This is a genomic window from Specibacter sp. AOP5-B1-6 (genome assembly GCF_052376555.1).
Taxonomy (GTDB): Bacteria; Actinomycetota; Actinomycetes; order Actinomycetales; family Micrococcaceae; genus Specibacter.
Genome location: NZ_JBQSVT010000015.1, coordinates 92,377 through 105,109, shown reverse-complemented (window position 1 = coordinate 105,109; position 12,733 = coordinate 92,377). Strand labels below are relative to the sequence as shown.

Here is a 12,733-nt window from a genome sequence, read left to right as displayed (position 1 = left end):
TCTGGCGAAAGCGACGAACTGCGAGATCGACCACCTCAAGAAATTCGAGCACGGCGGCCTCTCCATTTACGACAACCTTGAAACGTTGTGTCATCGCCATCATCTGCTGAAGCATTTCAAGGACGACAGGACCCGTACCGGTGAATGCCGCACGGACCAAAGCCCGGAACGTGAAGCAGTGCGCCTGCGTGGCTGGACCCCGGCCATGGTCGCCGGACGGGTTGCCTGGACCTCACCGACCGGGCGGTACTACCCGCCAGAGATTGGCGATACACAACCAGCGGTCTACCCGGAATGGCTGAAGACACTCATCAACAAAACCCTCGGACAACCAGACACCCACGACAACACCGACCAAAACACCGCCGCTGACCCCGCGAGTACTGACCCCGAAAGCGCTGCCCCCGAAAGCGCTGCCGAGTTCCAAGACTTCCAAGACTTCCAAGAGCCAGAGGATCCTCGAGAGCCTCAGGACTTCCAAGAGTTCGAGGGCGTCCTGGGCTTTGCGTTCCTGGACGAGGACGACATCCCGGGCATGGACCAAGACGACAACCCTTACGCCCGCCCGCTGCCAGTGCCGCCACCAGGAACCTTCCCCACCGACGAGGAACAAGCCGCCCTCGACAAAGAAACCCTCGCCAACTACCTCGTCAGCCATCCAGACACGCGCGGCTAAGCAGGGCAGTTGAAGGCCAAGCCAGTTGTAAAGCCAGGGTCCCGCACCGTTTGCTCGTATCAGTAGTCGGCCAAGTAATGCAGGGATTCCCTAGGCAATTTTTGTGCAGATGAAGGGCGTGGGATTTTCGTTCCATCCGGTGACCCAGTTGCACAGCTCCTTCTCCAGTCCCTGAACGTTTCCGTGGTCACGGGTCTGGAGATGTCCCCGTCCCTATGGGCGAACAGCCGCTCGAACTAATTGATCCGACTTCAAGATCCGCCCGCCGGTGGACTTGGATACCCCGTTACTTTCGTCCCTCTTGGAGCGACAACAAGCGGGCAGGCATGAGAGTTCAGCCGATACCAGCGATGGTCGATACAACGTGAGTCCAGCTTCGCCGCCCTAAGTGGCTGAACACCCAACAGGGATAACGACGTCCTTGTTCACAATCAGTTCGGCACAGGCCAAGAAGATGCACGAACGCAGTTCGAGGGTTTTGAGGACTTCCCTCTTCGAACCCGTCGGGTAAACCGATCGCGTCCATCACCGATCAGGATCAGCTCGGTCTCATGCCGTCAGTGCGTGCCAAACATGGACTCAAGCACTCATTCAACGCATATACGACCAGGGACCCTAGCCGGCATCGCCCGTGTTCCCTGCGCCTGACGCGTCGGCCTCTGCGCTGAGCGAAACAGTGCTGGCAGCCGAACGCCCTGCAGCGATGTCTTCGCTGCGAAGCTGCGCAATTGACGATTCGAAGTCTTCCAGGGATTCAAAGGCCTGGTAGACGCTGGCAAACCGCAGATACGCGACCAGATCCAGTCGGCGCAGCGGCGCAAGTATGGCAAGCCCCACGTTGTTCGCATCGATCTCGGCCGCACCGCTGGCCCGGATGGTTTCTTCGACCTCTTGGGCCAGCTTGGCCAGGTCGTCATCGGTGACAGGTCGGCCCTGACAGGCTTTACGCACGCCACTTATGATTTTGCTCCGGCTGAACGGTTCAGCCACGCCGGATCTCTTCGATACTGAAAGGCTGGCGGTTTCAACGGTGCTGAAACGCCGGCCGCACTCCGTGCATTGCCGGCGGCGCCGGATGGACGAGCCGTCGTCCGAGAGGCGGGAATCGGCCACTCGTGAGTCGGGATTTCGGCAAAAAGGACAGTACATGCAGATCCCTTCGGTTCATGGTGAGTCCCAGTCTAGGACTGGAAATGGGCAAACAACAATCGTGCAATTAGCACACTTGAAAGCTCCCGGCAAAGGTGCCGGTCAAGTGAATGGAAGGGCTGGCCAGTAGGCACTCGCTCAGGGAAAACGCACAGCCACGGCATCTCCGTGCGCCGGCAGGCCTTCGGCTTTTGACAAGGTGATGACGTGCCCGGCCACCGCGGCGAGGGCGTCCTTGTTGTAGTTGATGACCTGCACCGCACGCATGAAGGTGGTCACGTTCAGGCCCGATGAGAAGGCCGCCGTTCCGCTCGTCGGCAGCACATGGTTTGAACCGGCGCAGTAGTCACCGAGGCTTACGGGGCTGTAGTCGCCCACAAAGATGGCACCGGCATTGGTGATCCTGGCGGCAACGGCAGCGGCATTCTCGGTGACAACTTCCAAGTGTTCGGCTGCGTAGGCGTTGCACACGGCCACGCCTTGGTCGATGTCGTCCACCAGGACAATGCCTGACTGCGGTCCCCCCAGCGCGGTTTCGACACGTTCGCGGTGCCCGGTCAGGGCAACCTGTCGCACCAATTCCCGGTCGACGGCGTCGGCGAGCCCTAGTGAAGTAGTCACCAGCACTGAGGCCGCGTTGGGATCGTGCTCCGCCTGGCTGATCAAGTCGGCAGCCACAAACGCCGGGTTGGCACCGTGATCGGCCAACACAGCAATTTCGGTGGCACCGGCTTCCGAATCGATGCCGACAACACCCTTGACCAGGCGCTTGGCCGTGGCAACGAAGATATTGCCCGGACCTGTCACAACATCAACGGGTTCAAGCGCTTCTCCGCCACCGTTCGCGCCGCTGCCGGCGCTCACGCCGTACGCGAACGCGGCAATCGCCTGTGCACCGCCCATGGCATATACCTCATCGACGCCCAGCAGTGCCGCTGCTGCAAGCACCGTCAGGTCCGGGAGACCGCCAAATTCCTTCTGCGGGGGTGAGGCCAGTGCCACCGACTCCACTCCTGCCGCCAGCGCCGGAACCACGTTCATGATGACCGACGACGGATAGGCCGCCAGTCCGCCTGGCACGTACAGACCGACCCTGCGCACAGGTATCCAGTGGGCGGAGACGACGGCACCGTCGGCAACGGGGAAGTCAACATTGGCCGGTTTTTGTGCCTGGGCAAAGGCCCGGGCCCGGGCAATGGATTCCTCCAGTGCGGCCCGCACCTTCGGATCAAGCGACTCAAGTGCCTGGGCAAGTGCCGCGGCCGGGACGCGGGGATGTTCCTGCGTGACGCCGTCGAACTTGTTGGCAAGCTCCGCAAGGGCTGCATGGCCGCGACCACGAACGCCGGTGATGATGTCGCGCACGGCGGACTCGGCCGTGGTCACGGTGGACTGTGCCGTGCGAGGAACAGCGCTTTTCAATTCGGCAAGGCTCAGGGTACGGCCTCGCAGGTCGGTGCGGCGCAGGCCAGCGAGGATCCTGCCTGCTGGCGGGCTGCCCGCCGGACTGGCACTTGCGGGGCTGGACACTGAAGGTTCAAGATAGCTCACAACAGTTGAGTTTACCCGCTGACCTGCTGCACGCCGTGCATTGTTGCGGCCGGCCCTGCACTGCTCCCCCACGCCGGGCTTGGGTTTAGTTGCCGGCAGCGGTGGTGGCGCCGGCGATGGGGGTGGCGTCTGCCTTGGGAGTGTCGCCGGCACTGGGGGCCGCCGCCGTGCCGGCAGCCGCGGCCAGGGATTCCACCGGCGCGGGGAAGAATGAGTAGGACACCAGGGTTGAAACAAAGACCACGGCAACGCTTGCCAGCGGCCACAGGATCAGCACCGACGCCGACCGCAGGGAGAACACAATGCTCGGGTTGGCCATGTTGTCCGGCGGTGTGTGGAACAAGTCCCCGGCAAAAACACCCATGCGCCAGGCAATCACGGAGCCGGCAAATCCGCCCACCACGAGGGCGGCCATCAGCGCTGTTTCGGTCCCCGAAGCCGGGGCACTCCCCTGCCGGGCTGTTTTGCGACGGCCCCGCAGCACCAGGACTGCACTGAGAATACCGGCAACCAGCATCAGCAGGCCAAGGGTTGCATCCCGCGGCAACCACACCTCAAAGTCTTTGCCGTCACCATATAAAGCGCCCCCGGGCGCCAGCAGCCACCACAAGATGCCGGCGGCCACACCAGCGACGGCCGAGAAGGCCAGCCACCGCCGCCACACAGCCCGGGTGTCCGCCGTACGGGCCAGGCGCTGGGCGCTGCGGGTGCTGGCACCGCGCCTTTTTTCGCCGATCCGCTGTGCGCTGCGGCTGCTCAAGGCGTGCGACAACGCCGCAGGAACCGGGGCCGCCAGAACTCGGGCATCACCCTCGTGGTCAGCACCCTCGTGGTCAGCGCCGTCGCGGGCAGTCCCCACCTGGGCGGCGGGGACTGCGGCTGCATCCTCGTGGGGAGCGCCGTCGTCGGCAGCACCGTCGTGGGCAGTCCCCACCTGGGCGGCGGGGACTGCGGCTGCATCCTCGTGGGGAGCGCCGTCGTCGGCAGCACCGTCGTGGGCAGTCGCCACCTGGGCGGCGGGGACTGCGGCTGCATCCTCGTGGGGAGCGCCGTCGTCGCTTTCAGTGTTCTGGCGGTGAAACTCAGTCATGGGTTAACCGTAACCCTGCTTGCCTGCTCCATCAGCCCTCCAGGCATGTTGGCCCCAGCAACACCTTCAGGTCACCAAAGAGCGCCGGTGTGGGGTTGACCCTGTGGTGCAGGGGCAGTTTCATGACCTTGACGGCGCGGCTGCCTGCCAGATGCATTTTGACCTCGGTGTTGCCGCGGTGGTCACCAAGTACCTGCTTCAGCGCCAGCAGCACCTGCTCATTGGCCTTGTGCTCGGGCAGTGAAATCACAAGGGGGCCGGACATTCCTTCGCTGAGGTCAGGCACGGAGAGCTCCATGGCGTTCAAGGAGATGGCGCCGTCGTCGCGCTTTTGCAGCCTGCCCTTGATCACCACAATCAAGTCCTCGGCCAGGACATTGGCGATGGGCCCGTATACCTGGCCAAAGAACATGACCTCAACGGACCCGCCCAGGTCCTCAACCTCGCAGCGGGCGTAGGGGTTTCCGCTGCTCTTGGCGATGCGGCGCTGCAGGTTGGTGATCATCCCGGAAATGGTGATGATGTGCCCGTCCTGCGGGCCGTCGTCGCCCAACACTTGGGTGATGGACATGTCGGCGTTTTGGCTCAGGATTCCTTCAAGGCCCCGCAACGGGTGGTCTGAGACGTACAGGCCGAGCATGTCACGCTCAAACGCCAGCTTGTCCTTTTTTTCCCATTCAGGCAGATCGGGGATCTCGGTGACCAGTGCCGATTCCGGCTCTGCATCGCCGCCGAGGCCGGCGAACAAGTCAAACTGCCCCACAGCCTCGTTGCGCTTGATGGTGATGACCGAATCCACTGCCTCTTCGTGGATCATGGCCAGTGCACGGCGGTGGTGTCCCAGGGTGTCAAAGGCACCGGCCTTGATCAACGATTCGATCGTGCGCTTGTTGCACACCACGACGGGCACCTTCATGAGGAAGTCGGAAAAGTTCTCGAAATTTCCGCGTTCTTTCCGAGATGCCACCAGACCGTTGACGACGTTGGCGCCCACGTTGCGAATGGCGCCCATGCCGAAGCGGATGTCGGTGCCCACGGGGGTGAAGTTCAAGGCAGATTCGTTGACGTCGGGGGCCAGGACTGTGATGCCCATGCGGCGGCATTCGTTCAAGTACAGCGCGAGCTTGTCCTTGTCGTCGCCGACGCTTGTCAGCAGGGCGGCCATGTATTCGGCCGGGTGGTGTGCCTTCAGGTAGGCGGTCCAGTAGCTGATGACGCCGTAGGCGGCCGAGTGGGCCTTATTGAAGGCGTAGTCGGAGAAGGGCAGCAAGATGGCCCACAGGGTGGCGACGGCGGCGTCCGAGTAGCCGTTGTCGAGCATGCCCTGGTGGAAGCCCGCATACTGCTTGTCCAGCTCGGATTTTTTCTTCTTGCCCATGGCACGGCGCAGAATATCGGCCCGGCCCAGGGAATAGCCGGCCAGCTTCTGGGCAATGGACATGACTTGTTCCTGATACACGATCAGCCCGTACGTACCGCCGAGGATCTCGGCGAGGGGTTCCTCGAGCTCCGGGTGGATCGGTGTGATCGGCTGCAGGCCGTTCTTGCGCAGGGCGTAGTTGGTGTGCGAATCAGCACCCATGGGGCCCGGCCGGTACAGTGCCAGGACCGCCGAGATGTCCTCGAAGTTGTCCGGGCGCATGAGCTTCAGCAGCCCGCGCATGGGTCCGCCGTCGAGCTGGAAAACGCCCAGCGTGTCGCCGCGGGCCATCAGCTCGTAGGAGGCGACGTCGTCGTACTCCAGGCCTTCAAGGTCCAGGTCAAAGCCCTTGTTTGCCTTGATGTTCTCCAGTGCGTCCGTGATGATGGTGAGGTTTCGCAACCCCAAAAAGTCCATCTTGATCAGGCCGAGGCCCTCACTCGTGGGGTAGTCGAACTGGGTGATGACCTGCCCGTCCTGGATGCGGCGCATGATCGGGATGACATCGATGATGGGATCCGAGCTCATGATCACGCCGGCGGCGTGCACGCCCCACTGGCGCTTGAGCCCCTCCAGGCCCTTGGACAGCTCAAAGACCTTGGCGGCTTCCGGATCGGTGTTGATCAGGTTTCGGAAATCCTGTGCCTCGCCATAACGCTTGGCCTCGGGGTTCTCAATGTCGTTGAGCAGGATGTCCTTGGCCATGACGGCGGGCGGCAGCGCCTTGGTCAGCATTTCACCCATGCTGAAGGGGTGCCCCAAAACGCGTGAGGAATCCTTCAGCGCCTGCTTCGTCTTGATGCTGCCGTAGGTGACGATCATGGCAACCCGCTCGTCACCGTATTTATCCGTCACATACTTGATGACCTCGTGCCGGCGTCGATCATCAAAGTCGACGTCGAAGTCAGGCATGGACACACGTTCCGGGTTCAGGAAACGCTCAAAGATCAGCCCGTGGCGCAGCGGGTCCAGGTCGGTGATGCGCATGGCGTACGCGACCATGGAACCGGCACCTGAACCACGGCCGGGGCCGACCCGGATGCCGTTGTCCTTGGACCAGTTGATGAAGTCGGCAACCACCAGGAAATAGCCGGGAAAGCCCATCTTGATAATGACGTCAAGTTCATAGTCGGCCTGTTTGCGGACATCGTCGGGAATCCCTGCGGGGTACCTGAACTTCAGTCCGGAATCCACCTCCTTGACCAACCACGACGTCTCGTCCTCCCCCGGCGGGCAGGGGAACTTCGGCATGTAGTTGGCTTCCGTGTTGAAAGACACGTCGCAGCGCTCGGCAATCAAAAGCGTGTTGTCGCAGGCTTCGGGCAGCTCGGAGAACAGTGAACGCATTTCGGCCGGGGACTTCAGGTAGTAGCCGCTGCCGCTGAAGGCAAAGCGCTTGCCTCCCTCGTCGTAGGTGGGCTCGGTCAGTGTGGAGGCGGACTGCAGCGCCAGCAGGGCCTCGTGCGCCTTTGCGTCATGTTCGTGCGTGTAGTGCAGGTCGTTCGTGGCGACCAGTGGAATCTGCAACTCCCTGGCAAGGCGCAGCAGGTCCTTGGTGACCCTGCGTTCAATGTCGAGCCCATGGTCCATGAGCTCGCAGAAGTAGTTCTCCTTGCCGAAGATGTCCTGAAATTCGGAGGCCGCAGCCTTGGCCTCGTTGTACTGGCCAAGCCGGAGCCTGGTCTGGACCTCGCCGGAGGGGCAGCCGGTCGTGGCGATCAGGCCCGGGTGGTACTGGTTGAGCAGTTCCCGGTCCAGGCGCGGGTGCTTGCCCATGGGCGAATCCAGTGAACCTATGGAGGAAGCCCGGAACAGGTTGCGCATGCCTTGGTTGTTGTAGCTGAGCAGCGTCATGTGGGTGTAGAAGCCACCACCGGAAACATCGTCCCTTTTTTGGGACTCGTCGGTGCGCCACTTGACCCTGGTCTTGTCCGTGCGCGCGGTGCCCGGGGTGACATAGGCTTCGACGCCAATGATGGGCTTGATGCCCGCGTCGGTGGCCTTCTTCCAAAAGTCAAAGGCGCCGAAAAGGTAGCCATGGTCGGTGGTGGCCAAAGCCGGCATTTCAAGCCGTTTGGCCTCGTCAAACAGTTCGGTCAGGCGCGCCGCGCCGTCCAACATGGAGTATTCGGTGTGCGTATGGAGATGGACAAAACTGTCAGTCGATGAGCTAGCCACCCGATCATTCTACGTGCCATTTCCCGGACCCGGACCCGGCCCGGAAACAAGAGTGTCGCCTGCCTGCAGCGACGCCGCATCCCCGTGCGCGGCAAAAACAGCGACGCCGCATCAGCCTCGGCTCAAAGCTGCTGTTGCAGAAAGCAAGGATGATGCGGCGCAGTGGATAAAGCCGCCAAGAATGCGGTCGTGTCGCGTCAGTGGTCCCCGCGCAGGTGGTCAAGGGCATAGTTCAGGTCCTGCGGGTAGGGGCTTGCCACACTGACCCACTCCCCCGACGACGGGTGTGTGAAACCCAACTTGTGCGCGTGCAGCCACTGCCTCGTCAATCCCAGCTCGGCCGCCAGCGCCGGATCGGCACCGTAGGTGAGGTCTCCCGCGCACGGGTGCCGCAAGGCCGAGAAGTGGACGCGAATCTGGTGTGTGCGCCCTGTCTCCAGATGCACCTCGACCAGGGACGCCTTGCCAAAGGCTTCAAGGACCTCGTAATGGGTGATGGACGGGCGGCCGTCCTCAATCACGGCAAAACGCCAGTCATAGCCCGGGTGGCGGCCGATGGGGGCGTCGATGGTCCCCTTCAACGGGTCGGGCAGTCCCTGAACCACGGCATGGTAGACCTTTTCCACCGTCCGTTCACGGAAGGCCTGCTTCAACACCGTGTAGGCGTGTTCGGTTTTGGCGACAACCATGGCCCCGGAGGTGCCCACATCCAGGCGGTGCACAATGCCCACACGTTCCTGGGCCCCCGACGTTGAAATGCGGTAGCCGGCGGCAGCCAGCCCGCCCACAACCGTTGGGCCAACCCAACCTGGCGATGGGTGTGCCGCAACCCCGACGGGCTTGTCGACCACGACGAAATCGTCGTCATCAAGCAGGATGTCAAGGCCGTCAACCGCCTCAACCACCACTTCAAGCGGGTCGCGGCGCTCCGGAATGGTTACCTGCACGCTGGCACCGGCCTTGAACTTCTCGCTCTTGCCGAGGGGTTCCCCGTTCTGGCGCACATTGCCCTCGGCACACAACAGGGCGGCAGCAGAACGCGAGATCCCCAGCAAAGCTGCCAGTCCGGCGTCGGCCCGGCGTCCTGCCACGTCCTGCGGGACGGTAAATGTCTCAGTCATTCCTGTCTTCACCCTGCTCTCCTTCGGACACCACTGGTTCGGTCTCTGCTGCCACGTCTGTTTCCGCAGCCGCGGCCCCGGAATCAGGTGTGGCGGAATCAGGGATGCCGGGCTCCGCCGTTGCGGGCTCCGCCTTGACGCCGTTCAACGGGACGCCAAGGAGCGTGAGGAGGCAGATGACGATCACCCCGCCCACCACACCCATGTCGGCCATGTTGAAGATTGCAAAATTGGGGAATGAGATGAAGTCCACCACATGCCCCATGCCGAACGACGGCGGACGGAACAGCCTGTCGGTCAGGTTGCCGAGGGCGCCGCCCAAGACCAGCCCCAGACCGATGGCCCACCAGGCCGAGCCGATCTTTCGGGACATGACGATGATGGCAATGGCCACGCCCACCATGATCAAGGTGAAGAACCAGGTGAAATTCTCGCCGATGGAGAAGGCGGCTCCCGAATTGCGAATGAAATACCACTGCAGGATTCCGGGGATCACGGGTGTGGTTTGACCTTCCACCATGCTGGAGGTGACCCACCACTTGGTTATTTGGTCGCAGGCATAGGCAAAGGCGGCCAGCCCCAGCCAAAGCCACCAAAAGCCGCGGCGTAGCAAGGGTGTGGCCCGTCGGTCCTGCAAGGAGTTTTCGCTCATGATGCTTTCATTAGTTCTCAGGCAAAGATTCTTCTTAATCATAGGCGGCCATCGCACGCACCCCGGCCCGCCAAGTGCTTACCGTTGCGCCATGCACAGGCGCCGGCAATGCACCAAGCTGTTCGGCAGGTGCTGGAGGCGTTAACAAGCCAAAGGCCGGCGGAGCAAGTTTCCTTGCCCCACCGGCCCTTGAATTGTTGCTAAGAGTCCGAGCTGCTCTCGGAGAAGTCCGGTGCTGCCACCGAACCGCGAGCATCCAAGTCACGCAGCTGACCTTCAATGTAGGTCTTCAGGCGTGAACGGTAGTCGCGCTCAAACCCGCGCAACTGCTCCACCTTGCGCTCAAGCACCGAACGCTGCTGCTCCAAGGCACCGAGCGTCTTACGGCTCTTCTCCTGGGCATCGTTGACCAGCGTGCTGGCTTCGATCTGTGCTTCAGCGATGATCTTGTCGCGCTGCTCAACACCGGCATTGACGTATTCGTCATGGAGGCGCTGGGCCAAGGCAATGACGCCCGTGGCGGACTCGGCCGAGGCCGATGCTGCTGCCGGGGCAGGAGCTGCCGCAACCACAGGAGCCTCTTCAACAACCGGCTCCGGATCGGCCTTGACAGGCTCGACAACTTCCGGCTCGGCCTTGACGGGCTCCTCCACAACGGCGGGCTCCTTTTCAAGCAGCGGGGCTGCCTGGGCGGGAACCGTTCCGGTGTCGGACGGGTTCTGGGCAAGCTGCTTGCGCAGCTCATCATTTTCTTGATGCAAACGGCGAAGCTCTACGACGATTTCGTCAAGAAAATCGTCGACTTCGTCCTGGTCATAGCCTTCACGAAACTTTGTCGGCTGGAACCGCTTGTTGACAACGTCTTCTGGCGTAAGCGCCATCTAGTCACCTCATTGGTCTTAGTGCGTCTGGAAACGGCCGAAACCGTACCGACTGCGGTACCGAATACAGATCTGGAGATCTGCACTGGGGGTCTATCGCTTTTTACAATATAGCTTTTCGCCGGTGAAAACTAACGACGCGGCGCTAACTGGCAAAACTTTTTGTGACACTCATCCCAATGCCCACCGCAACGAGCAATAAAATGAAGCCAATGTCGAGGGCTATCGAGCCAATGCGCAGTGGTGGAATCATCGCACGCAACTTGCGCAACGGTGGGTCGGTCAGCCGATAAACGACCGACGCACCGACAAGCGCTGCACCTTTCGGCCGCCAGTCACGGGCGAACACCTGTATCCAGTCGAACACCATGCGCAGCAAAAGCGTCAGGAAGTACAGCAACAGCAACAGGTAGAGAAGTCCGAAAACAATTGTCACGCGAGTGCACTCAATCCCTAGGTGGAGGAAAACATAAACGTTGGCTTTAAGAATAGACCAGCGCCGGCCGGGCCGCCGTGGAGCTGCCACATTAGCCCGGTTCCCAATACAACGAACTGCCCGGGCACAAGGTGCCCGGGCAGTTCAAAACAGTGGGAGAGGGTGCTGCCCTAGCTCTGGTTGAAGAAGCTTGCCTGCGTGTCGGAGATCTTCTTGTCGTCACCAAGGACTTCAATGTAAGACGGTGAGAGCAGGAACACCTTGTTGGTGACGCGCTCGATGGAGCCCCGCAGTCCAAAGACCAGGCCTGCCGAGAAGTCGACCAGGCGCTTGGCATCCGCTTCGCCCATGTCCGTGACGTTCATGATGACTGGAATGCCATCCCGGAAGCTTTCCCCAATGATTTTTGCATCATTGTAGGACCGGGGATGAACGGTGGTGATCTGACGCAAACTGACTGCCTCTTCCCGATTTGATGCGGCGCGCTTGATGGGGGTCACCGGTGCCCGGTATTCTTCGTCGCCGGCCTTGGGCGGTGCTGGTTCCGTGGCGGCAGCTGGCGCAGGCGCAGCTTCACGCTCATGGACTTCCGCAATGCCTTCGTCCTTTAGGAAGGACGTTGACTGCTCAGCCTCGTAGTGCTCGTCACCGTCGGCGAGCCCAAGAAAGATCATTGTCTTGCGCATAGCGCCAGCCATGGTTGCTCCTCATTAGTCTGCAAAGCACAAATCACTCTGTCAGGTACGTTGTGCGGCAAAAACAACTTGTTGCCAACAGCTAAAACGCTACATCACCACGGGACGGGGGCCGAGTATATCCGAACCGACACGCAGGTGTGTCGCCCCGGCCGCCAGTGCTGCTTCAAGGTCGTGGCTCATGCCGGCTGAAATCCCCCCTGCGTGCGGATGCCCGGCAGTCAATGCCGCGGACGCCGAGGCGAGCAGTTCAAAGGCAGGCTCCGGCGCAACTCCCAGCGGTGCCACAGCCATGAGTCCCGCCAGGGAGAGTCCCCCGGTGCCTGCGATGAGGTCGGCCAGTTCCTGGATGCCCGACGGCGTCACCCCTCCCCTCCCGGCGTGGCCGACAAGTCCGGTGGCAGCCGAGTCCTCGTAGGCTTCGGACAGGTCAACCTGAATGAAGCATTCAAGGTCGGACCTGCCGTTTTCCTGCTGCCTGGCGGACATGGCCCGGCCAAGGGACTTGACGAGGGACACCCTGTCAATCGAATGTACGGAATGGGCGTAGGCCGCCACGGACTTGGCCTTGTTGGTTTGCAGTTGGCCGATGAAGTGCCAGCGCAGTGCCGGATCGGAGACTTCCACTGCTTTTGCGGCGGCCTCCTGGTCCCGGTTTTCACCGATGTCGGCGACGCCAAGGCTCCGCAGTCTCCGGACATCGGCGGCGGGGTGGAACTTGGTGACCACAATGAGTGTGGGCTCGGCATTTTCCCGGGCAGCGGCGGTGATCCGTTGCTTCACTGCGGCAAGGCGGTCAGCGAGAACTGCCGTGCGGGGGTCTTGCGGCGTCATTGCTGGGGGTTCCTTTGTCAGGGTGCACGCGGTGCGTGCTGCGGGATGGG

11 protein-coding genes are annotated in these 12,733 nt (G+C 61.9%); 1 reads left to right on the top strand and 10 read right to left on the bottom strand.

What is annotated here, in order from left to right:
- A partial coding sequence (locus tag ACT3TS_RS10010) for an HNH endonuclease signature motif containing protein (protein ID WP_444531357.1) occupies positions 1 to 676 on the top strand: 676 nt, incomplete at its 5' end.
- 615 nt (positions 677 to 1,291) lie between these two features.
- On the opposite strand, the gene nrdR is transcribed toward ACT3TS_RS10010, so the two are convergent.
- The 10 genes from nrdR to ACT3TS_RS09960 all read right to left on the bottom strand — a co-directional run bounded on the left by nrdR (position 1,292) and on the right by ACT3TS_RS09960 (position 12,683).
- Positions 1,292 to 1,825, bottom strand: coding sequence for a transcriptional regulator NrdR (nrdR, locus tag ACT3TS_RS10005; RefSeq protein ID WP_444531356.1), 534 nt, complete (start codon positions 1,823 to 1,825; stop codon positions 1,292 to 1,294).
- A 138-nt stretch (positions 1,826 to 1,963) separates the two neighbouring features.
- A complete protein-coding gene (hisD, locus tag ACT3TS_RS10000) occupies positions 1,964 to 3,304 on the bottom strand; it encodes a histidinol dehydrogenase (protein WP_444531365.1) in 1,341 nt (446 codons plus the stop codon).
- Between the two features lie 157 nt (positions 3,305 to 3,461).
- Entirely contained in the window at positions 3,462 to 4,466 is a 1,005-nt protein-coding gene (locus ACT3TS_RS09995; RefSeq protein ID WP_444531355.1) for a hypothetical protein, read from the bottom strand.
- A gap of 31 nt (positions 4,467 to 4,497) precedes the next feature.
- Entirely contained in the window at positions 4,498 to 8,064 is a 3,567-nt protein-coding gene (gene dnaE / locus ACT3TS_RS09990; protein WP_444531354.1) for a DNA polymerase III subunit alpha, read from the bottom strand.
- Positions 8,065 to 8,261: 197 nt separating this feature from the next.
- Positions 8,262 to 9,185 carry an RluA family pseudouridine synthase gene (locus ACT3TS_RS09985; RefSeq protein ID WP_444531353.1) on the bottom strand — a complete coding sequence of 308 codons (924 nt, stop codon included), beginning with the start codon at positions 9,183 to 9,185 and terminating at the stop codon, positions 8,262 to 8,264.
- Positions 9,178 to 9,837, bottom strand: coding sequence for a signal peptidase II (gene lspA, locus ACT3TS_RS09980; RefSeq protein WP_444531352.1), 660 nt, complete (start codon positions 9,835 to 9,837; stop codon positions 9,178 to 9,180). Before lspA ends, ACT3TS_RS09985 begins: the two co-directional genes overlap by 8 nt.
- A 200-nt stretch (positions 9,838 to 10,037) precedes the next feature.
- Positions 10,038 to 10,718 (bottom strand): DivIVA domain-containing protein, encoded by a 681-nt coding sequence (locus tag ACT3TS_RS09975; RefSeq protein ID WP_444531351.1) that lies wholly within the window; start codon positions 10,716 to 10,718, stop codon positions 10,038 to 10,040.
- A gap of 145 nt (positions 10,719 to 10,863) precedes the next feature.
- Positions 10,864 to 11,154: a YggT family protein gene (locus tag ACT3TS_RS09970; RefSeq protein ID WP_444531350.1), complete on the bottom strand. Its 291-nt coding sequence runs from the start codon at positions 11,152 to 11,154 to the stop codon at positions 10,864 to 10,866.
- Positions 11,155 to 11,324: 170 nt separating this feature from the next.
- On the bottom strand, positions 11,325 to 11,852 hold the full coding sequence (locus ACT3TS_RS09965; protein ID WP_444531349.1) for a cell division protein SepF: 528 nt from the start codon (positions 11,850 to 11,852) through the stop codon (positions 11,325 to 11,327).
- Between the two features lie 87 nt (positions 11,853 to 11,939).
- The gene (locus ACT3TS_RS09960; protein ID WP_444531348.1) at positions 11,940 to 12,683 is read right to left on the bottom strand and encodes a YggS family pyridoxal phosphate-dependent enzyme; all 744 of its coding nucleotides are present in this window, start codon (positions 12,681 to 12,683) and stop codon (positions 11,940 to 11,942) included.
- Positions 12,684 to 12,733 lie beyond the last annotated feature (50 nt).